General features: G+C 39.2%; 24 protein-coding genes. 6 read left to right on the top strand and 18 right to left on the bottom strand.

Going from position 1 to position 19,202, the window contains the following annotated elements:
• Window positions 1-147 precede the first annotated feature (147 nt).
• Entirely contained in the window at window positions 148-612 is a 465-nt protein-coding gene (locus QOL76_RS00845) for a YehS family protein (RefSeq protein WP_283411124.1), read from the top strand.
• Here QOL76_RS00845 and QOL76_RS00840 read toward each other — a convergent pair whose 3' ends face one another.
• A complete protein-coding gene (locus QOL76_RS00840) occupies window positions 613-828 on the bottom strand; it encodes a YwbE family protein (RefSeq protein ID WP_283411123.1) in 216 nt (71 codons plus the stop codon).
• Window positions 829-1,004: 176 nt separating this feature from the next.
• On the opposite strand from QOL76_RS00840, the gene QOL76_RS00835 reads away from it, so the two are divergent.
• The gene (locus QOL76_RS00835) at window positions 1,005-1,475 is read left to right on the top strand and encodes a hypothetical protein (RefSeq protein ID WP_283411122.1); all 471 of its coding nucleotides are present in this window, start codon (window positions 1,005-1,007) and stop codon (window positions 1,473-1,475) included.
• A gap of 92 nt (window positions 1,476-1,567) precedes the next feature.
• Here QOL76_RS00835 and QOL76_RS00830 read toward each other — a convergent pair whose 3' ends face one another.
• From QOL76_RS00830 to QOL76_RS00805, 6 genes are all read right to left on the bottom strand, one after another.
• Window positions 1,568-1,816, bottom strand: coding sequence for an acyl carrier protein (locus tag QOL76_RS00830; RefSeq protein WP_283411121.1), 249 nt, complete (start codon window positions 1,814-1,816; stop codon window positions 1,568-1,570).
• Window positions 1,817-2,097: 281 nt separating this feature from the next.
• Window positions 2,098-3,996 (bottom strand): monovalent cation:proton antiporter-2 (CPA2) family protein, encoded by a 1,899-nt coding sequence (locus QOL76_RS00825; protein WP_283411120.1) that lies wholly within the window; start codon window positions 3,994-3,996, stop codon window positions 2,098-2,100.
• Between the two features lie 11 nt (window positions 3,997-4,007).
• The gene (gene kefF, locus QOL76_RS00820; RefSeq protein WP_283411119.1) at window positions 4,008-4,568 is read right to left on the bottom strand and encodes a glutathione-regulated potassium-efflux system oxidoreductase KefF; all 561 of its coding nucleotides are present in this window, start codon (window positions 4,566-4,568) and stop codon (window positions 4,008-4,010) included.
• A gap of 11 nt (window positions 4,569-4,579) precedes the next feature.
• Window positions 4,580-5,014: a (4Fe-4S)-binding protein gene (locus QOL76_RS00815; protein ID WP_283411118.1), complete on the bottom strand. Its 435-nt coding sequence runs from the start codon at window positions 5,012-5,014 to the stop codon at window positions 4,580-4,582.
• A gap of 174 nt (window positions 5,015-5,188) precedes the next feature.
• Window positions 5,189-5,683, bottom strand: a complete 495-nt coding sequence (locus tag QOL76_RS00810) for a hypothetical protein (RefSeq protein ID WP_283411117.1) — start codon at window positions 5,681-5,683, stop codon at window positions 5,189-5,191.
• Window positions 5,684-5,750: 67 nt separating this feature from the next.
• A complete protein-coding gene (locus QOL76_RS00805; RefSeq protein WP_283411116.1) occupies window positions 5,751-6,095 on the bottom strand; it encodes a hypothetical protein in 345 nt (114 codons plus the stop codon).
• Window positions 6,096-6,131: 36 nt separating this feature from the next.
• On the opposite strand from QOL76_RS00805, the gene QOL76_RS00800 reads away from it, so the two are divergent.
• Window positions 6,132-6,314, top strand: coding sequence for a hypothetical protein (locus tag QOL76_RS00800; protein WP_283411115.1), 183 nt, complete (start codon window positions 6,132-6,134; stop codon window positions 6,312-6,314).
• On the opposite strand, the gene QOL76_RS00795 is transcribed toward QOL76_RS00800, so the two are convergent.
• Complete coding sequence (locus QOL76_RS00795; protein ID WP_283411114.1) at window positions 6,311-7,798, bottom strand: glycoside hydrolase family 32 protein; 1,488 nt, start codon at window positions 7,796-7,798, stop codon at window positions 6,311-6,313. The two genes, QOL76_RS00800 and QOL76_RS00795, sit on opposite strands and share 4 nt — an antisense overlap.
• A complete protein-coding gene (locus QOL76_RS00790) occupies window positions 7,799-9,079 on the bottom strand; it encodes a glycosyltransferase (RefSeq protein WP_283411113.1) in 1,281 nt (426 codons plus the stop codon).
• A 205-nt stretch (window positions 9,080-9,284) separates the two neighbouring features.
• Here QOL76_RS00790 and rfbA point away from each other — a divergent pair, with 205 nt between their 5' ends.
• Window positions 9,285-10,145, top strand: a complete 861-nt coding sequence (rfbA, locus tag QOL76_RS00785; RefSeq protein WP_283411112.1) for a glucose-1-phosphate thymidylyltransferase RfbA — start codon at window positions 9,285-9,287, stop codon at window positions 10,143-10,145.
• Between the two features lie 6 nt (window positions 10,146-10,151).
• Here the strand turns inward: rfbA and QOL76_RS00780 are convergent, their stop codons facing one another.
• The 5 genes from QOL76_RS00780 to QOL76_RS00760 all read right to left on the bottom strand — a co-directional run bounded on the left by QOL76_RS00780 (window position 10,152) and on the right by QOL76_RS00760 (window position 13,475).
• Window positions 10,152-11,174, bottom strand: a complete 1,023-nt coding sequence (locus tag QOL76_RS00780; protein ID WP_283411111.1) for a hypothetical protein — start codon at window positions 11,172-11,174, stop codon at window positions 10,152-10,154.
• 3 nt (window positions 11,175-11,177) lie between these two features.
• Window positions 11,178-11,495: a DUF3817 domain-containing protein gene (locus tag QOL76_RS00775; RefSeq protein ID WP_283411110.1), complete on the bottom strand. Its 318-nt coding sequence runs from the start codon at window positions 11,493-11,495 to the stop codon at window positions 11,178-11,180.
• A complete protein-coding gene (locus QOL76_RS00770) occupies window positions 11,495-12,061 on the bottom strand; it encodes a hypothetical protein (protein ID WP_283411109.1) in 567 nt (188 codons plus the stop codon). Before QOL76_RS00770 ends, QOL76_RS00775 begins: the two co-directional genes overlap by 1 nt.
• A gap of 99 nt (window positions 12,062-12,160) precedes the next feature.
• Entirely contained in the window at window positions 12,161-12,679 is a 519-nt protein-coding gene (locus QOL76_RS00765; protein ID WP_091696788.1) for an acyl-CoA thioesterase, read from the bottom strand.
• Between the two features lie 133 nt (window positions 12,680-12,812).
• Window positions 12,813-13,475 (bottom strand): protein-L-isoaspartate(D-aspartate) O-methyltransferase, encoded by a 663-nt coding sequence (locus tag QOL76_RS00760; protein WP_283411108.1) that lies wholly within the window; start codon window positions 13,473-13,475, stop codon window positions 12,813-12,815.
• Window positions 13,476-13,586: 111 nt separating this feature from the next.
• On the opposite strand from QOL76_RS00760, the gene QOL76_RS00755 reads away from it, so the two are divergent.
• Complete coding sequence (locus QOL76_RS00755) at window positions 13,587-14,177, top strand: riboflavin synthase (protein ID WP_283411107.1); 591 nt, start codon at window positions 13,587-13,589, stop codon at window positions 14,175-14,177.
• 71 nt (window positions 14,178-14,248) lie between these two features.
• On the opposite strand, the gene QOL76_RS00750 is transcribed toward QOL76_RS00755, so the two are convergent.
• The 4 genes from QOL76_RS00750 to QOL76_RS00735 form a co-directional block, all read right to left on the bottom strand.
• The gene (locus QOL76_RS00750; RefSeq protein WP_283411106.1) at window positions 14,249-15,346 is read right to left on the bottom strand and encodes a formylglycine-generating enzyme family protein; all 1,098 of its coding nucleotides are present in this window, start codon (window positions 15,344-15,346) and stop codon (window positions 14,249-14,251) included.
• A 72-nt stretch (window positions 15,347-15,418) separates the two neighbouring features.
• The gene (locus QOL76_RS00745) at window positions 15,419-16,429 is read right to left on the bottom strand and encodes a hypothetical protein (RefSeq protein WP_283411105.1); all 1,011 of its coding nucleotides are present in this window, start codon (window positions 16,427-16,429) and stop codon (window positions 15,419-15,421) included.
• Between the two features lie 200 nt (window positions 16,430-16,629).
• On the bottom strand, window positions 16,630-17,172 hold the full coding sequence (locus tag QOL76_RS00740) for a ferritin (protein ID WP_283411104.1): 543 nt from the start codon (window positions 17,170-17,172) through the stop codon (window positions 16,630-16,632).
• A gap of 98 nt (window positions 17,173-17,270) precedes the next feature.
• Window positions 17,271-18,617, bottom strand: coding sequence for a M20/M25/M40 family metallo-hydrolase (locus QOL76_RS00735; RefSeq protein WP_283411103.1), 1,347 nt, complete (start codon window positions 18,615-18,617; stop codon window positions 17,271-17,273).
• 77 nt (window positions 18,618-18,694) lie between these two features.
• On the opposite strand from QOL76_RS00735, the gene QOL76_RS00730 reads away from it, so the two are divergent.
• Window positions 18,695-19,201 (top strand): DinB family protein, encoded by a 507-nt coding sequence (locus tag QOL76_RS00730; protein WP_283411102.1) that lies wholly within the window; start codon window positions 18,695-18,697, stop codon window positions 19,199-19,201.
• Window position 19,202 lies beyond the last annotated feature (1 nt).

Genomic DNA, 19,202 nt, shown 5'->3' with positions numbered 1-19,202 from the left:
TTGAACCAGAAAACATCCCAATTTGTGGCTTTTAAGTCATACTAGATTTTATCTGACTGAATTTTTGAATAACATTTCATTGCTAATTTCCAGGCAGCAATTCCTAATTCATCCTTACCTTTGAGTTAAACTCAGCATAGAGCATTCATGACAAATTCAGATATTTTACGGACCATTCGGTATATTTTCAATTACAAAGACCCTGAAATGGTAGCCATTTTTAAAGCCGGAGGATTGGATCTAAAGCGGGAAGAGGTTGCAAATTTTTTGAAAAATGATGACGAGGAGTATTTCCAAGCTATTATCGATAAAGACCTGGCGGCTTTTTTGAACGGATTTATTATTGACAAGAGAGGGAAAAAAGATGGTGAAGACCCAAAGCCTGAAAAGTCCTTAAATAACAATATCATTTTTAGGAAACTTCGAATAGCCCTGAATTTGAAGGAAGACGATGTGCTTGAAATTCTCTCTTCCGTAGGTATGCATATCAGTCCACACGAGTTGAGTGCCTTTTTCAGAAAACCTAGCCAATCCCAATACAGACCTTGTAAAGACCAAATTCTCAGGAATTTCTTGAATGGATTAAAAAAGAAACACCGTCCAACGGGCTAGTTAGTCTTCGACAAAGACGTCTACTACTCTTCCCACTTCTCCGGTATCCAGCATTACTTTGATCCCATGGTGATGTGTTGGAGAGGAGGTTAAAATTCGCTTGACGAAGCCTTCGGTGAGTTCACCAGATCTTTGATGGTGTTTTTGTACAATGGTGACTTCGCTGTCGATTTGAATGTTTTTTCGGATGGTTCCAGACAGAGTTTTCTTTTCCATTTTGAGTTTGTCGGGTTTGTAGGTGCAAGTTACTCTGCTTAGTTAGAATGCCAGTATAAATTTGAGAGTAGATTTTTTGTAGCGCTATGCAGCTAAGTCACGTAATAGTTATATCCCGTATATCCTGATTTTCTTTATTTAATCAGTGGACTTTTCAAATAAACCGACCTTTGTATATGAAAACAAACCTGCTTCCTCTACTCGCTATTGTTTTGTTTATCATCAGTTGCAAGGATAATGATGATGTCAATCCCGAGGTATTGACCCAGAGTCATTGGCAAAAAGTCATTGAATACAAGACTGATGATCAGTCCTACGATATTATTTATTCCATTGAATTCAAGTCAGATGGTGAGGTGTATGCTGAGGTTTTTGCCAAGGATATGGAGACTGGGAGTGTGTTAGGCTTTCTGGAATACTATAATGGCAACTACCAAATTGTTGAAAATAAAATAACAGTTTCTCTTACAGAACATTACATTAACATGGGTGGAACGATGTTTTCGGACAAAGAAGGGCTCAGCTTGCAGGATCAAGGAAATCTATCCAGAGAATTTCAACTCAGAAATAAGAATAAAGAGCTCCATACCATTATGCCACTTTATGCAAGCTCCTTAGGAATTATTTATACCAGAGTAGAGAAGTAAGGTTGTTTACAGTTTCATTACTCAGAACAAAAAAAGGGCTGATTCCTATGGAAGTCAGCCCTTTTAAGTTGGTTTAGTTTTCAAAACACCCATCAATTGTCTTGGGGGATGTTTACAAGTAACGCTATCAAATCCTTCGGCGTATGTACAGTACCTAGTTTTTCATCCTGAAAAATCACCTGAAGCTGATATTCCAATTCGAAAATCAGACCATTAATAAAGACTTGATCCATGTTCAATTGCTGTACAAAGTCCGCATTTTTTTGCTGACCTGTCAAAGTGATACCATAGGAGTGAAATACTTCGATGGCTTTTTTTAGTAGTGTAAAGTGTTGGTTCATAGTGATATGTGTAGAAGTGAAAAGTTAATAGCTATATGGAATTCTAATCACTGTCACTTAAAACAGAAATCGTGTATCTAAGTTCCCAGTATTTGAAATAACGTGATAAACTGAATATTCGCTACTTCAAACTATAGATTTAACAATTTATAGCTTTGTTAATTTTCACACTCAATCTGTTGGCGGGTTAGAAAATGATTTCTATTCTTAACATCTACGAATACAAGATGTTTGTTGGATTGATGGATAAAAATGAATGGGATACGCTCTACAAGATCTTCTTACTCTGAAGTTTTTACGTCTGAGTTTACTGCTTCCTTGATAGAGTCACTATCCCAAGTATGGTCATTCACTGAGAATTTTCTCATCAATTCACCATTTAATAGACTTTCCTGCATTTCTATTTGCTGTCTACTTTTGGTGATATACTCATCCCTGTTGTCTTTGAAGTTCACCAATACCTTCAAAGCACCTTCATCGTAATCCCGGAATTGTTTTGCCAAACGATGAACTGTATGAGCACGGAAACCAAGCTTTTTCAATACGTCTTCTCCCATTTTGATAGAAGTATCTAAGTGTTCACGGTAGATATTTTTCACCCCCATTTCCATGAGTTCAAAAGCATCATATCGGTTTTTTGCTCTGATCATAACTTCCAAATGTGGAAATTCCTCTTTGCAAAGTTCTACCAGTTTGATGCTATATTCCGTGTTGTCAAGTGCTGAAATCAATATTGATGCATCCATGACTCCTGCTGAAAGCAAAAGATCTGCACGGGTGCCATCGCCAAAATATACTTTGAACCCCATTTTGCGAAGGTACTCTACGCGGTCAGGGTCTGCATCCAGAATGGTTGCCTCCACACCATTCGCCCTTAGAAATCTTCCCAGAGTGGACCCGAAATGACCAAATCCTACTAGTATCACCTTGTTGTGCTCGTCGATGCGATCCATTTCTTTTTCAATCACTTGATCTTTTCTATTTAAAGTAGGAAGGATGACTTTGTCGAGAATAACCATCAGAATAGGAGTGATAGTCATGCTCAATGCGGTGACAGCCATCAGTGTATCGGAAATGGACTGATCGAATATCCCCAACTGAAGTGCGAAAGCATATGTCACAAATGAGAATTCTCCGACTTGCGAAAGGCCAATTGCAAAACTCAGATTATCAGCTGGTCTAAGTTTTTTTGACTTTCCTATGATTAGCAAGATGATTGTTTTCAGAACAATTATTCCTAAGGTCAAAGAAATGACGGTGGAAGCATTATTGAATATCAAACTGAAATTGATCGTAGATCCAACAGCCATAAAAAATAGCCCTAAAAGCAATCCTTTGAACGGCTCTAAGTCGGATTCTAGCGCGTGTCGGTATGGCGAATTGGCTAGGATAACTCCCGCCAAAAATGCTCCCAAGGCAGGGCTTAGTCCCACAAGCTCCATCAAAAAGGAAATTCCTACTACGATCAATAAGGCGGATGCTGTGAATAATTCGCGAAGTCTACTTTTAGCAACATAATTTAGCAATGGGCCAAATCCGAATTGACCAAGAAGAACTACTATTCCAATCGCACCAAAAATAGACAAAGTTTGAGCCCAACCGGGTAAGCTATCAATCAATCCATGCATTTCGGACGCATTGGATGCCGGAATAGGGTCACCGACTATCAGTAATGGTAAGATTGCTAAAATTGGGATGACAGCGATATCTTGCATCAAAAGCACACCAAAGGAAAGCTTCCCGATTGGACCGTTCATTTGATTTTTTTCTTTGAGAGATTGCAGCACAATAGCGGTGGATGAAAGTGCCATTGAAAGTCCAATCGCGAGGGAGATCTGCCATTGGACTTGCAATAGAATTCCTATTCCAAATACCAAAGCAGACGTGATCAGCACTTGACTCAACCCGACTTTTAGAATCAACTGACGCATTTTCCAAAGATTCTTGGGCTCTAATTCCAGACCTATCAGAAATAGCATCATTACCACTCCAAACTCTGTGGCATGCATGATATCTTGGCCTTGGCCTTCATTGGTAATAAAGCCAAGCAAGTAGGGGCCGATCAGGATTCCTGCAATCAAATATCCAAGCACCGAGCCCATTCCAAGTTTTTTGGCAACAGGTACACAGATAATCGCAGCAATAATATATAGGATGGCATTTACCAAAAATCCATTCATGAGTTTAGATATTAGAGATTTTTAAGGTAAGAGAGGTCAGCTGCGTCTCGAAGTTCTAGGAGAAATTCCCGATAGGAATTTGCTTTTTCCTTGAGATCAAGGGCGGAGATTTTATGAGTTCCAGCCACTTGGAAAGGAGGTAAATAAGTCATGTTACACAATCTTGCAGTTTGCTCAAATGGCCTTAGAAAGTCTTCAATTTTATACTTATTTCTTCCATCGTATTGATACGCTTCCTGAGATCCACCTGAAGTGATGGCATTTGCGATGTATTTTCCTTTGAGATAAATACCTCCTGGTCCATACGCCCAGCCAAACTCCAACACCAGATCTATCCACTGCTTCATGAGCGGAGGACAGGAATACCAATAAATAGGATGATGCCAAATGACTACCTCAGCCTCAAAAAGTGCTTCTTGCTCAGCTTGAATGGAAATATTGAAATCAGGATATAGTTCGTATAAATCTCGAATTTCAATGTTTTCAATTCCTGAAATAGCTTGAATTAACGCTTGATTTACCTCGGAATGCTCGAATTTAGGGTGGGCAAAAAGAACAAGTACTTTACGCATCTATACTGCCTTTATCCTTGGAAATTAATTTTCTTATGTGTGCCATCACAGAAAGGTTTGTTTTGACTGGAACCACATCTGCAAAAAGCTGAGACCTTACTTTGGTTTTTGATATGTCCATTAGGGAGCTTCACCTTCAGGTTTCCATAGACCATCAAAGGACCGTTGGGCATTACTTCCACCAATTGCTCAGACATCACATCTCCTGAGCTTGTTTCTTTTTCTTCTTTGAAATAGTAGCCAAGTGCACCACTTGGGCATTTATCTATTTGCTTTACAATTTCCTCCGTACTTGCTCCATCTGCTTTTACCCAAGGTCTTTTTTCAAAATCAAATACAGAAGGGAGGCCTTTGACACAATTTTTGGAATGAATGCATTTATGTGGTTCCCAAGTGATGGTAACTTCTCCGTTGGAATACTCTTTATGAATAGGGGTATCTGACATAATTGGATTAAAAACTGGAATGTTTAAGATTTACAAATTATCGATTTTTGAGTTATAAAACGGAAAGCAGATTAATAAAAAAGACCCAGTTAGCTAACCGGGTCTTGCATAATCAATTGAATCATTTATGATATTTTAGAGTCATTTGACACCATTTTTTAAGGATTAAAAGGATTAATCCTTTAGCTGTTTTTCAAGTATTTTTTGCCATTTTTCGGCAATTCCACGTTCTCCAGCAACATCAGTAAATAGCTCTCCATCATACATTTCTATTGTTTTCGGAGAATGATTTGAGTCCTTAAAATGAAATTGCAAGGCAAGGTATTCAAGAATATGACGCTTCTCCTTACCTACCTTTACCATGCGACTTTTCTCTTGAATACTTACTTTGTTTACCTCTTTGAGGTCCACCATGCTTTGCTCAGGATAGCTTCCAAATCTGTGATATATCAACTTTTTATGTTGAATATCTAAGCCGAGATGATAATGATTTCTCCAACGTTCATGCTGTGTAGGGAAGGAGTTATTAGCGCTAGCAAACTCCTCAAATGAGGCGAGATTAGCTGAGTTTAACTTTTTGATTTTATAACTGTAATATACAAATGGTGAAGCAGTAGCCACCATAGCAAATGAAGTCACAGCGAGTGTAACTGGATCTATTGAGATCATAGGAAATTGGTTAAAATGAATAGAATTTTATGCGATTCAGCATCGCTGAACTGGATTCTATGTTATTTTACCAAGTGTAGAAAAAATGTATAAAAGTGTCTTTGACGTCGAAAAGTGGGAGTGACTTTTTGAAAAATGAAGGCGATAAATAAGCCTTGTATGGACTGATTAATTCAAATTTGTAATCGGAATTTAACTTGTAGTTTAAGCTCCAGTCTACTTTAAATTCGGGAATTTTAAGTATGTCAATACCTGCGCTTAATGGATTAGCACTAAGCTGTATATGATTGGATACAGAATCGTGGGAGAAGTCTGTATGGGTAGAGGTAGTTGAGACAGGAAATGCGAAAACAGCTATAAACCAGATCACCCAACTCAGGGAAATTACTAGGAATGACAGCTGTTTTTTCATTTGTGTTGAAATAAAGAATAAAGGTAAATTAAAATTATGATTATCCGCAATGATGCCAGTCACCTTAGATTCTTTGCTTATCAGGTTGGAAGACCGAAGACCGAAGTGGCCCCAAATCTTAAGTTTAACAGATCTTACATTGCTTTTGCCACCTTACTGGTAGAAAAGCGGATATACCTATTAAAATACTTCGTGAAGGCAATAGGCCCACTATCTTAATTTTTCAAGTTGTATATTTTTAAGGCATTGAGATTGTCGGAAATCTCTAGCTTGTTCCAAGGACTAGACGGAAATAAAATGGAAGTCATTACTAACTCTCCATCATTTACGAATAATTCAATTGATGAAGCATCCATAAAAATTCGGATGTCTTTTGCTTCCCAGCTCATAGGAGCGGAGTGCATGGCACTAAAATCATTATTAAAATCACTATTTCCTGCATCTCTACGGTCTATACTTACCAATCCATTCTCCTTTGAGATAATTAGACTTTCACCATTTTCATTTGAGAATGTCATCAAGAAAGTATCAGATTCTATAGCAGCAGTGATTTCTACTGCCTCAGATGGTAGAGAAGAACTCTCTCCTTTGATCCCAAACTCAGCAGATCGTAATTGTTCAAGCTCTTGTGCAGGAGATGATTTCAATAGCAAAGTCCCATCTACATCAAATAAACTCAACTCTCTGGGAACTGTCATTGCAGATCTCCAAGCTTTCGTAGGAACTTCATTTGCATATAGCCAATTACTCATCCATCCAATGAAGAGGGTTCTGTTTTGCTCATTAGGAAGGTTACTCCAAGTGACGCCAGCGTAGTTGTCAGGGCCATAGTCAATCCATCGAATCATATTGTCATCTGGCATGAACTGCCCATTTTCAAAATCCCCGATAAAGTATTGAGTTGCAGAGCCGTTTTGTGGGCCACCTGGGTTTATGCTAACTAGCAATACCCATTTCTCCTCTCCTGATGGTGTTTTGAAAGGAAGTAAATCCGGACATTCCCAAACTCCACCATGTGCTCCAATCGTTTGTCCAAATTCACTTAATAAGGACCAATTTTTTAAATCCGGTGAGCTGTAAAAATTAATATGATCGAGAACTGCCAGAGTCATTATCCATGATTTAGAACCATCTGGATTGGTGAGCTGAGAGACTTTTGGATCGCGAAAATCACGAATTCCAGGGTTAGCTAATACTGGGTTTTCTGCATATTTCTCCCAAGTCCTACCCTTATCCAGCGAAAAGGCGATTGCCTGACTCTGAAATGTCTCGGAATCTGTATTGGCTAGTTCAGCATCATGATAGGTGAAAATGGCTACTAGGGGAGGATTGTCCGTTGTTCCTAACCCAGAACTGTTTTCGGTATCGACTACCGCACTTCCTGAGAAAATATAGCCTAGACTATCCGGATAGAGCGCTATCGGAAGTGGCTCCCAATCCACCATATCTTTAGAGACAGCATGTCCCCAATGCATAGGCCCCCAGACTGTGCTGTCTGGATAATATTGGTAAAAAAGGTGGTATTCCCCATCCAAATACACAAGTCCATTGGGATCGTTCATCCAGCCCGATTCCGGTGTGAAATGGTAAACTGGCCTGTATGCTTCAGTGACCTGAGCTTCAAAAATAATCTCATTATCTGATTGGCAACCCGCGAATAGAAGCGTAGAGATGAAGAAAGAGAGTATAGTTTTGATTTTCATTTAGCTTGATGTTGGATTCAAAACAAAGTTGAGTACGGTATCCCTATTGGTTTCAAGTTTAATCCTTCCGGCGATCTTCTTTGCATTTGCCGCATATTCAGGATTTGTCCAAAAGTCAATCAAAGCTATCTCAAATTTCCTTATGTCCAAGTTATGAATACTTATTCCTAGTGGTCCTAATCTACGGTTTTCTATAATTCTATTCCAAAAATATTGATCGATAATGTGAGGAACAATCATTTGCACACAGCCATGTGCTGCTCCTTGGTGCGTAGTGCCAGAGCCTCCATGATATATAATTCCATAAAGCTGTGGAAGTATCCAGTCGTAAGGTATTTGATTGACATAGAAAATGGATTCCTCACTGTTTTCGATTTGCTCGAGGCCACCCCAAGATGTGTTTACAATAGTTGGGATTTTGTTTTTTTGGAGAAGATTGATGATCGCTTTGGAGTGTTCTTTAGGCTTAGTATTACTCATTGACCCAAAAGTGAGCAAGATAGCTTTTGGATATTTCTGTAGCCAGTCTTCCAGCTCTCGGGCTGGCTGAAATGCCTTGACTTGGTTTCTGAAAAAGTAGCCTACGATTTTTGCGGTCTCTGGCCAATTCTCTGGTCTTGGAAAAAGTGCTGGAGACACAGTATAGATGGTTTGTAGTTGAGTAAGTTCAAAGTCTTTAATGGTATTGCTGCTGATTTCAATTGAAGGAAAATCTGAATAATACTTACCGATAAATTTCTTCATTGCCAGCCTTCTAGATGCATTTACGAGGCTATACGATTTTAAATTCCAGATTTTACTAAAGGGTTTCCACTTTCCAAAACCAATGTGAGGATATTCTGAAGAGGTGTGCGTGAGGCATGGAATGGGAGTGAGAAAAGTAAATCGAGTCGGATTGGCCATAGCTGCTATAATATAATACAGGCATTTGGCGTGAAACACGATTCTATCGGGATTAAGATTGTTGAGCGCATCACGCTGCTGGGCAATCAGTAGATGTTGTAAACTGAGAGAGTTTTTGGCTAGTTTGAAATAGTTTTTGAGCTGCTTCCAAGCATTTCCTCCGCCTCCCATGATATTTTTGCCACTTTGGGATTCCAGCAATTCCAGAAATCCTTTGTCAAAGCCGATGAAATCATACCCAAGTTGGGTCACGGATTCTCTAAATTGCTCCGGGAAAAGGCAAGTAACTTCCTGACCCGCCTCAGAAAAAATCTCAGCCTGAGCCAAAAATGGCTCGATATCTCCACATGTTCCCAAAGCCGCAAAAAGTACCTTCATTCTCTAGATTTGTTATCTTATTTTTTTAATTATTGGGCTTTCAGTAGCTTTAAGCCTTAATCTAAGGTTAATTTCTGTCTTTTATCTCTGATTATTGTCTTGACTATTTCTAAAATTCCTCATTTATCGTATTGGCAGTAGATAGATTTGGATCCATTTTTGGAATAAAAGGGAATTGAAACTCAAAACTTATTCAACTAACTATATGAAGGGAATTATTTTGGCCGGTGGGTCTGGAACTCGTCTTTATCCTTTGACCATATCGGTAAGTAAGCAGCTGATGCCAGTCTATGACAAGCCGATGATTTATTATCCGCTTTCGGTGCTCATGATGGCAGGAATTACTGAGGTACTAATCATTACTACACCGGAAGATACTGATGCATTTCAGCGATTATTAGGTGATGGATCACAAGTTGGTTGCAGGTTTGAATATGCTGTTCAGCCTAGCCCTGATGGCTTGGCTCAGGCTTTTATTATTGGAGAGAAGTTTATTGGGGACGATGATGTTGCTTTGATATTGGGCGATAATATATTTTACGGATCTGGTCTTCACAATACGCTGAAGGAACACACCAATCCAAAGGGTGGAGTAGTATTTGCCTATCATGTCAATGATCCTGAGCGATACGGAGTTGTGGAATTTGATGATGATCAGAAAGCAATTTCTATCGAAGAGAAGCCAGAAAATCCAAAATCAAATTTCGCTGTACCAGGGCTTTATTTTTACGATAATAGAGTGGTGGAAATTGCCAAGAAAATCAAACCAAGCCCCCGTGGTGAACTCGAAATCACGGATATCAATACGGAGTATTTGAAAATGGGTGAGCTGCAAGTTGCTATTCTAAATAGAGGAACCGCTTGGCTAGATACCGGAACTCATCAGTCACTTTTGCAAGCAGCTCAATTCGTAGAAGTAATAGAAGAGCGACAAGGATTGAAAATTGGCTGCATCGAAGAAATCGCCTATAGAGCTGGGTTTATCGGGGAAGAAAAGCTACTTCAGGCTGCAGATAAATTAGGGAAAAGTGGCTACGGAGGTTACTTACGAAAATTGATAAAATAAGAACAATTATTTCTTAATAAGTTCCTCAAGACTAGTTTTCATGATTTGCCCCATGTTCTTGCATTCCAGGAACTTATCATTTCCATAATGTTTGGCTAAATCGATTTTCAGGGATGCTATATTCTCCGGTAATGAAATCGTGTCATGTTCCATAGAACGCAATATATCTAAGATGCCTTGCCGGGAAGATTTGAGTCGAGTAGCAATTAATGCTCGCTCTTCTTTCTGGTATTGCACCATGGATTCCGGAGTGATGTATTTCATCCCCAATTGAATCAGCACATTGTTTTCCTTAAAATATTGGGGCAGGTAAATGGACTTTTTCCCCTCATACGATTGCTGATCAAAATCTATTGCCCGGATTCTATAATGAGTCTCTTCGAAATCAGGAGTAACGTCTATCACAAAATTAGAGGAGTGCATATCTCCAAGTAATCTCACGAAGCAACGCTCGTTGAATTTGACAAATTCCTTGGCTAATCGAATGGGATTCAAATGCGGATCCGTCATGTGAGCACGCATGAACTTATCTCCAGGAATTCCAGCGATATGTTCCTCTATCAATGTGTTTTGATGAACGAGGTAAGAAATCCTATTTGGTGAAAGTAAATGCTCAAATTCCAGCCCATACACGCGTGACGCATCAGCATTTTTGACATAGAAGTAATCAAAGTTATCGTTGATTCTGTTTACAATTCTCACACGGAAAGGCTGGGTATTCCCATAAACACACAGATCAATTCTGTCCACATATAGATGCTCCATGACAGACATATCTCCACCTGCTTTCAGGAGGGCATAGATCTTTTTGACGTTCAGGTGAATTTCCTCACGATCGGATTGATCGTAGAAAACCGTTTCCCAAAGAGTGTCTTGTTCCTTTGAATCGTAAAGTGCAATAGAACTGGAATAACGTAGCAATTCATAATAGTGGATTGGAATATCCACTTCACGGGAATACTTAATCAGGTAGCGTCGTAGTCCAGGGCTGATAGGGTATATGCGCTTCTTTTTGCTGATTAATGCCATTGTTTACAATTCCACGTGTTGACTGCTTTTTAGGTTCCTATCAAAAATAAATGGTCCAAATGGCAAAATTGAAGCGATAATAGCAAAGAATGTTCTACTGAAATTCCATTTTAACTTATGAGCCGTCGGAAAAACCGTGCAGATGTAAATAATGAAAAGAGCTCCATGAATAGATCCTACATAAGTGACAGCTAGCGGATAGTCCCACATGTATTTGAGAGGCATAGCAATGAAAAATAAAACTAGCGTTGATGTACCTTCAATAAGTGAAATCCAACGAAAGCGCTTTGCCCAGGTATGTTGTTGCGGTGTGAGGCTCATTATTTTTTAGAAATGTTAAATAGTACTTTAAGAGTGTTCCAAAGCTTTCCTTTGAGTGCTTTGTCTTCGGAAATTGTTGTGAGCGCATCTGCGAAAAGGTATTCCGTTTCCTTTTCTGTATGAACTTGATAATCCGAAGCGGGTAAGGCATTGATGGGGTGTTTTAAACGCCCGAACTTAAGAACGATGTGTGCATTTAGGTCATAAAGCTCAGCTAGGGTTCTACCTTCTAGTTCTGCGGAAGAAAGCATCCCAACTTCATTCATGGAATGTCCCACAGCGTTGATCATGTTTACCAACATTTCCATCACTTCCGGTTTTAACCGCGCCTCTTCATGTAGGACAAGAATACCTTTTTCGAATTTGCCACGAACCAGCAAGGGTTCAGGTTTAAGTTCTTCTTTGGGTGGTGTTGCACCCGGTAGATGTACTGTTTTCGGAAGAGTCTTTGGTTTTTCTACTTCTGCAGAGTGAATTGAATCCTGTTTTGCTAAATCGGCTTTAGGATCTTTTTCGAAGAAAAAAAGATCTTCGGTAATGATATGCTGGAGCTCCTGAATACTCATATTTTCCATGTCGGAAATTGCTCAAAATTCGCCTTAACACAAAAAAAGAGGGGTAATATCTCTATCACCCCTAGTTATTTTTATCCCGTTGAATTCTAATCAATCCAAATTGAAAATGGATTTCAATTCCACGGCATCTTCTGGCTTCATTCTTTTTGCCAATACTAGTCTCAATTGTCTTCTTCTCAAAGCACCTTCAAAGTTTTCGATTTCTTCAGGAGTTTCTGGAACTAACTCAGGAATTCTTGAAGGTTTATTATTCTCATTTACAGCGACAAATGTGAAAAATGCGCGGTGTGTCATCACCTTTTTATTGGCAGGAATATCTTCTGCGGTCACTTCTATGAAAACTTCCATGGAAGAGTTGAAGGCACGTGTTACCTGAGCTTTTAGCGTCACTACATTACCCAGAGCTATTGGTTGCTGGAATGAAATATTATCTGCTGAGGCAGTCACTACGATGCTATTCGAATGCTTTTGAGCAGCAATGGCAGCTACCACATCCATCCAATGCATAAGTTTACCACCCATGAGGTTGTTCAATGTATTGGTATCATTTGGAAGGACCATTTCGGTCATGATCACTGCGGACTCTCTTGCAAATTTCTTGGTGCTCATAAATCTAAATTTTAACAAAAATAGAAATAAAATTTTGCTAGAAAATCATTGAATTGATTTTATCGGAATATTATTTCGAGGAAGTGTTGTGTGCCGGAAATTTCAAATTGAAAATTTCAAAAGTGAAATTTCCTCATCCCCAACCGTCTTTTCCCAAAAGTGGTACAAAAGCAAAACCTTCGAATTCTTCTTGCTCAACTTGGGTACTGGACTTCTTGGTAATTTTCAGCATTGCTTGCTTACGCTTATCGCCAACTGGGATGACCAAGATTCCACCAATTTTCAATTGTTGAATCAAAGCTTCCGGGACCACAGGAGCACCAGCGGTTACAATTATTTTATCATAAGGTGCATAGGCAGGCAAACCACCCGTTCCGTCTCCATAGAATAGATGCATTTCTATTCCCAGTCTAGTGAGGAATCGCTTGGTGCCTTCGAATAATTTCTTCTGGTATTCTATCGTAAATACTTCTGCCCCAAGTAAATGTAAGATGCTTCCTTGGTATCCAGAACCGGTTCCGATTTCTAAAATTCGGTCTCCTTCTTTGATTTCCAACAGTTCGGTCTGGAAGGCTACAGTATAGGGCTGTGAAATAGTTTGTCCTTCTCCTATTGGAAAGGCTTTGTCTTCGTAAGCATGTGAAATCAGCGCAGAATCAAAGAAAAAATGTCTGGGTAATGTGTTGATAGCCTGGAGGACACGCTCGTTTTTGATTCCTTTTTCCCGTAGCAAAGTCACTAGAGCTCTACGTTTTCCTTTATGTAAATACGTGTCTTCGAGTTTGAGTAGGGGCATGGTTGTTTTATGGTTCTGCGGTCGAAGATAAAAGAATATTTGGCTTAATTTGAACTTGAATAGGGCATTTGTTGCTTAGTCATTGAAACTTTGAAAGTTAAATTTACCGCTATGTTTACAGGAATTATTGAAGCTTTTGGCACAATACATAATATAACTCAGGATGGCACCAATGTTCACTTTGATTTGGAATCCTCTCTGGCTTCTGAATTGAAAATAGATCAGTCATTGGCCCATGATGGTGTTTGCCTAACTGTAGTGCAAACTACTCCGGAATCCTATCGCGTAACAGCGATCGATGAGACAATTCAGAAGACAAATCTATCGCAATGGAAAATAGGGAAGAAGGTTAATTTGGAGCGGTGCATGCCTGCAAATGGTCGTTTTGATGGACATATTGTGCAAGGTCATGTGGATCAAGTGGGAAATGTTAAAAATATTACTGATCAGAATGGCTCGTGGGTATTTGATTTGGAGTTTGACCATAGCCTGGGAAATGTCACTGTGGAAAAAGGATCAATCACAATCAATGGTACAAGTTTGACCTGCTTCAATTCGGGGCCTGGTAGATTTTCTGTAGCTATTATTCCTTACACTTTTGACCACACCAATTTTCATCAGTTACAACCTGGTGATCTAGTCAATCTGGAATTTGATATCTTAGGAAAGTACATTCAAAGAATTACAAAAGGGTATCTTTGAGTTATCCCGCTATAAAATCAAAAAAGGAGGTTTCTGATTCAGAAACCTCCTTTTTTGGTATCTATTTTATATTACTTCATGCTTAGCGCTTTCTCGTCTGCGTCCTTTACCAATCTAAATCCTACATTGGAAGTTCCGCTATCAAAAGCCTGTCCTTGACGGGCAGAAGGACGATAGTTCACGCAATAGTTATCAGCGCACAAATATGAGCCTCCTTTAATTACACGCTCCATTGCATAAGGGTTATCAGGGTTGTAGCAAGGATTCATGTTGGCATCTAGTTTAGGGGCTTGTCCAGCAAGTCTGGCGTATTTCAATGCATCATACCAATCATCGGTCAATTCCCAAACATTTCCAATCATATCGTATAGTCCAAATGTGTTTGGTGCAAATGATTTAACCGGAGAAGTTCCCTCAAATCCGTCTAGATTTTGGTTGTCATTTGGGAAATTACCCTGAAAAGTGTTCGCTAGGTATTGGCCGTTTGGAGTCAATTCATCTCCCCAAGCAAAGCGTTTTCCTGCAGCGCCACCACGTGCAGCAAATTCCCATTCATTTTCTGTAGGAAGTCTTTTGCCTACCCAATCTGCATAAGCTTTAGCATCTTCAAAAGCAATATGGACTACAGGGTGATTTTCTCGTCCTTCCAAAGTTGATTCAGGACCTTCAGGGTTTTTCCAGCTAGCACCTTCAACCCACACCCACCACAAGGAAATATCCTGAGTAGGGACAGCGTAGGGTGGTGGGCTGAAAACCATAGATCCAGCTACCAAAAGTGCATCGTCAGGTTTAGGTGTACCTGGAGGTAATTGCTTTTTGAGATCTTCCCATTCTGGTTTTTTCTCAGCTAGGGTTACATATCCCGTTGCGTCTACGAATTCCTTGAATTCAGCATTGGTGACCTCATGCGTGTCCATCCAAAATCCTTTTACTTTTAAGTTTACGGCAGGTTTCTCAGCAGAATAGGCATCAACTTCATTGGTTCCCATGACGAATTCACCACCCGGAATCCAAGCCATGCCTTCTATTTTTTTAGTAGGTTCAGGATTGCTTGCAATAACCATCTTGTTTTCATCTATGACTTGTTCAGAAGTTTTTTCCTGACAGGAGAAAAATGAAGTGCTAACCAAGACAAGGCTGGCTAAACTGTATTTTATTGAATTGTTCATAATTGGCTTACTTCAGCTTTAAAAGTAGTGGTTTCTTTCCTTTATTCGAAAGATTTGGCTGAGTAATAGGATTTACTCTTCTTCGAGAGGTACTGCGTTGATACGTTCTATCACTTTTTTTCGCAATTTATTAAAGAATTGTTTCCTCTCTTTTTCACAAACAACACTGATCTGGGTTGATTTTTTGATCAGATTATCCAGATTTTTGAACATAGCATTATTAAAAGCAGGGTCGGATGTTCCATGGAAGTAAATGACACTGTGATTTAAATAGGTGACCTTTTGCTCGTCCATTGTTGCAAAAAAAGTGTTGTCGCCAATAATAAATTCATTTACAAAAAAATTGTAATCTGCTCCTTCCATTTCAGGATGGGCTGGGATAATCTTTTTACCCTTTTCTGCCATTTTCTCCAAGTTGTCAATCACCTCCATCATGCAGTTATACAGAAAAATTGTGTCTTTCGTAGAAGTCATAATTCCCATTTCATGATATAATTCAATTTGGCGGAGGGTAATATTTATTCCTTCTATATTCCAGATTTCAGTTGTAGGGATTTTATGATACGCTTTAAGGATTTTCTGGGTGATTTCTGCAAACTGATCATAGGAATTGTCGTCAATAGAAAACTTAGTGTCTTTCAGGCTCTCATTGAACAAGATCGATTTTCTCCAGAAAAAGAATTTGAATGCAGCTAATTCCTTGTGATAGTAATGATGAAAAGGAGGCATGTCTTTAACCAGCCAATAGATGTGTTTTTTAGAAAAGCTATTGACCAGATTCAACTGTGCATAAACATCTTCCATCCATCTCATAAAGCTATTCTCTTGATAATCATTTTGATTACCCTGAAATAGAATACTATTGGATTGCAGGTTGAAGAAGGTATCAAGAGAGATATTGAATCTACCACAAAGTGTTTCCAGCTCGGTAAAATCAAGTAATTTCTCACCTCTAATCCTTCTATAAGCACTATCTATACTGATCTCTAAAATCTCAGCTATCTCGTCAACCAGAGAATTGTAACTAGGTAAAGAAAGCTTGATAGCTTGGAAAAATGCCGCTTGACTCTTGTTAAAACTCATAGCAACTAGGGGTGTTAAGGGATCGAAGATGTTAAATCTTCATTAAGATATAGGAAAGTAGAATAAGAAAAAATCTACCTATACAAAAGTAGCAAGGGCAACCTGCTGATAGTCAGAGGATGATATGAATATATTGAGTTTTATTGGATATATGGGAGAATATAGTCAAAAAAAAAGCGACTCGAAAGTCGCTTTAAAATTTAAGCTGTAGGATGGGCTGCTGCATGTAGCTTACCAAGTTCTTGATCAATAGTCCACAATCCAACTCCTTCTTCACCAATTATATCGAAAAGTTCTAGAGCTCTTCTTGACATTGTCTCTTCTTCTCTTTGCTCGGTCACATACCATTGCATAAAGCTAAACGTTGCAAAATCCTTTTTAGAAAATGCATGATCCACAATATTGTTGATAGATCTGGTCACGTTGATTTCATGCTCAAGGATCAATTCAAAGATTTCTCTTAGTGAATTGAAATTATGCCTAATCCCTGTAATCTCAGGCTGAATGGCGTGTCCACCAGCTTCATTGATGTACTGAAATATCTTCATCATATGCATCCTCTCTTCGTCTGCATGAGTATAGAGGTATTTCGCCGAATTTTCATAACCCATCATATGACACCAAGATGCCATGGATAAGTAGTAGGCAGAGGAAGTACCTTCCATTTCTACCTGTTTGTTGAGCAGTTTCTCTGTATCGACAAGCAATGAACGCTGTAGCGTTACGATTTCTTTAGCTTTCATAGTTATAGTGTTTCATATAGTAAACTAAATATAACCAATGAGGTTCCCATTGCTACGTTTTTAGCTGAATTTGGAATTAATTTAATTAAGAATTTACCTTATCTGGAAAGTGGAGTAGGGAAGACAGGTAGGCTTTCAGCACCTGATTCAGAGACAGATTGTACAGCAAAGAAGTAGTTGTCCTTGGAATATGGCAAGGTCAAAGAAGTATCTGTAGTCCAGAATTTTTGCTCCCACATCGGAGATGAAGTTTCTCTCATTAACACATAATAACCTTTTGCTTTGCCTATTTCTGGTGCTTCCCACAGTAATGTGGATTTATTACTTAGGCCACGAACATCTATTTTCACTTCTTGGGGTTGGTCAGGAGAATTGGCCAAAGAGGCCAAAGAGGCTAGGTTAACCGCTGACACTTTTCGCAGGTATTCAAAATCCATGTATTCAGGCAAATCGCCATAATGAATTCCATCTTCCACTCGGACATTTTCATGCTGATGGATAAAGTTTTCATTCATTTCAGACATTCGCACGGCTGTGAAAGCATTCCTTGCAAAAGGAGTTTGATCTCCGCCACGTAAGAATCTATCAGCACGGTAAATCAATTTTACCTCGAATTGGTCAACGTAGCGTTCTCCTTGCTCCTTGATGTAGCGAGCTAGCTGACGGGATTTACTATCGTTATCGGCATTCGTATAGCGACGGATATTTCCTTCTTGTTCTGTTTCTGCGGCAGGAATAGTTTCTGAAAAAACTCTCATTTTTAGGTTGTCTTTGATAAGCGTTTCAGATGAGCTGCTATTACCTACTATGTCGTTGTTTAGCACAGCCGCCAGATTCCACTCTTCGGACTTTGCTTTATCTGCCAAGTAGGTAGCACCTTTCAAGCCTTGCTCTTCACCGGTAAAAGCCACAAACATGATAGTTGCAGAAAACTCGTGAGAAGCCATAATTCTAGCTAATTCAATTACCGCTGCAGTTCCACTTCCATCGTCATTTGCGCCAGGAGCAGCTCCTACTGCATCCATCACGTCTTTGTTGCGGGAATCCATGTGTGCAGAAAGGATAAATATGCGGGTGTCTGCTGGGTCAGTCCCTTTCAGAGTAGCTATTACGTTTGCTCCAGGAGAATCAGCGGTTATTCTACGATTATCAGCTGGAATGGTGAATTTTTCGATTTCTGCTGTCATTCTGCCACCGGACTGTTTTGCAAAATGGTTGAATTTTGAAAGTACGTAGCGCTGGGCTGCAGGCATACCATCTTTTTCATCCGTACTTAAAGTGTGACGGGAATTGAAAGAGGCCAATGATCGTACATGATGCTCGAGAGAATCCGAAGAAATCTCAGAGATCATTTGAGCAATTTCCGGATTTCGGATTATGGTAGTTTGAGAAATTGCTGCTTGACTGCAAAGGGCCAGAACGGCAATGAGTAATTTTTTATGCATGATGTTGAGGTGGTTTATACTAATGACTTAAATTTATTGCATATATATTCCTCCCAAAGCATTTTTACATGAAAACCATGGATCAACCTAAAAAAGGTGATTATTCGCCTTTTTTTTCAACCTACCTGAATCTTGTCACAGGAAATAACTATGAAGAGCAGGTTTTAAATCAATCCAATTCTCTTCTGAAACTATTTCATGAGAAGGGCACTGCTTGGTCAGAAAAACCTTATGCTGAAGGTAAGTGGACACCTAAAGAGGTACTTGGACACATTATTGACACTGAAAGAATAATGACTTTCCGGGCGCTTTGTTTTGCTAGAGGGGAGAAATCCTCATTGCCGGGTTTTGATCAGGATCCTTATGTGCTTAATGCACGATTTGGTCACGTTCCAATTGAAAACCTGCTTGATGATTTTGTAAGTCAAAGGATGGCTTTAGTTTCCCTAATTCGGACCTTACATGAAGATACCTTAGATCTTGTTGGAACTGCCAATGGTAATCCGATCACTCCAAGGGCATTGTTTTGGATCATTCCTGGACATTTTATCCATCATTTAAATATCTTAATAGAGCGATATTAAT

This window comes from Algoriphagus winogradskyi, assembly GCF_900182815.1.
Classification (GTDB): domain Bacteria; phylum Bacteroidota; class Bacteroidia; order Cytophagales; family Cyclobacteriaceae; genus Algoriphagus; species Algoriphagus winogradskyi.
The sequence above is the reverse complement of the archived record's forward strand: the minus strand, read 5'-3'. Positions and strand labels throughout refer to the sequence as shown.

Excerpts from the sequence above, each read along its gene's own strand:
- QOL76_RS00740 (WP_283411104.1), bottom strand. The coding sequence starts at position 17,172 with ATGAAAGCTAAAGAAATCGTAACGCTACAGCGTTCATTGCTTGTCGAT.
- QOL76_RS00760 (WP_283411108.1), bottom strand. The coding sequence starts at position 13,475 with ATGCCCCTACTCAAACTCGAAGACACGTATTTACATAAAGGAAAACGT.
- QOL76_RS00765 (WP_091696788.1), bottom strand. The coding sequence starts at position 12,679 with ATGAGCACCAAGAAATTTGCAAGAGAGTCCGCAGTGATCATGACCGAA.
- QOL76_RS00840 (WP_283411123.1), bottom strand. The coding sequence starts at position 828 with ATGGAAAAGAAAACTCTGTCTGGAACCATCCGAAAAAACATTCAAATC.
- QOL76_RS00805 (WP_283411116.1), bottom strand. The coding sequence starts at position 6,095 with ATGAAAAAACAGCTGTCATTCCTAGTAATTTCCCTGAGTTGGGTGATC.
- QOL76_RS00745 (WP_283411105.1), bottom strand. The coding sequence starts at position 16,429 with ATGAGTTTTAACAAGAGTCAAGCGGCATTTTTCCAAGCTATCAAGCTT.
- QOL76_RS00810 (WP_283411117.1), bottom strand. The coding sequence starts at position 5,683 with ATGATCTCAATAGATCCAGTTACACTCGCTGTGACTTCATTTGCTATG.
- rfbA (WP_283411112.1), top strand. The coding sequence starts at position 9,285 with ATGAAGGGAATTATTTTGGCCGGTGGGTCTGGAACTCGTCTTTATCCT.
- QOL76_RS00815 (WP_283411118.1), bottom strand. The coding sequence starts at position 5,014 with ATGTCAGATACCCCTATTCATAAAGAGTATTCCAACGGAGAAGTTACC.
- QOL76_RS00770 (WP_283411109.1), bottom strand. The coding sequence starts at position 12,061 with ATGAGTATTCAGGAGCTCCAGCATATCATTACCGAAGATCTTTTTTTC.
- QOL76_RS00790 (WP_283411113.1), bottom strand. The coding sequence starts at position 9,079 with ATGAAGGTACTTTTTGCGGCTTTGGGAACATGTGGAGATATCGAGCCA.
- QOL76_RS00800 (WP_283411115.1), top strand. The coding sequence starts at position 6,132 with ATGATTATCCGCAATGATGCCAGTCACCTTAGATTCTTTGCTTATCAG.
- QOL76_RS00825 (WP_283411120.1), bottom strand. The coding sequence starts at position 3,996 with ATGAATGGATTTTTGGTAAATGCCATCCTATATATTATTGCTGCGATT.
- QOL76_RS00775 (WP_283411110.1), bottom strand. The coding sequence starts at position 11,495 with ATGAGCCTCACACCGCAACAACATACCTGGGCAAAGCGCTTTCGTTGG.
- QOL76_RS00830 (WP_283411121.1), bottom strand. The coding sequence starts at position 1,816 with ATGAACCAACACTTTACACTACTAAAAAAAGCCATCGAAGTATTTCAC.
- QOL76_RS00835 (WP_283411122.1), top strand. The coding sequence starts at position 1,005 with ATGAAAACAAACCTGCTTCCTCTACTCGCTATTGTTTTGTTTATCATC.
- QOL76_RS00780 (WP_283411111.1), bottom strand. The coding sequence starts at position 11,174 with ATGGCATTAATCAGCAAAAAGAAGCGCATATACCCTATCAGCCCTGGA.
- QOL76_RS00750 (WP_283411106.1), bottom strand. The coding sequence starts at position 15,346 with ATGAACAATTCAATAAAATACAGTTTAGCCAGCCTTGTCTTGGTTAGC.
- kefF (WP_283411119.1), bottom strand. The coding sequence starts at position 4,568 with ATGCGTAAAGTACTTGTTCTTTTTGCCCACCCTAAATTCGAGCATTCC.
- QOL76_RS00735 (WP_283411103.1), bottom strand. The coding sequence starts at position 18,617 with ATGCATAAAAAATTACTCATTGCCGTTCTGGCCCTTTGCAGTCAAGCA.
- QOL76_RS00755 (WP_283411107.1), top strand. The coding sequence starts at position 13,587 with ATGTTTACAGGAATTATTGAAGCTTTTGGCACAATACATAATATAACT.
- QOL76_RS00730 (WP_283411102.1), top strand. The coding sequence starts at position 18,695 with ATGGATCAACCTAAAAAAGGTGATTATTCGCCTTTTTTTTCAACCTAC.
- QOL76_RS00795 (WP_283411114.1), bottom strand. The coding sequence starts at position 7,798 with ATGAAAATCAAAACTATACTCTCTTTCTTCATCTCTACGCTTCTATTC.
- QOL76_RS00845 (WP_283411124.1), top strand. The coding sequence starts at position 148 with ATGACAAATTCAGATATTTTACGGACCATTCGGTATATTTTCAATTAC.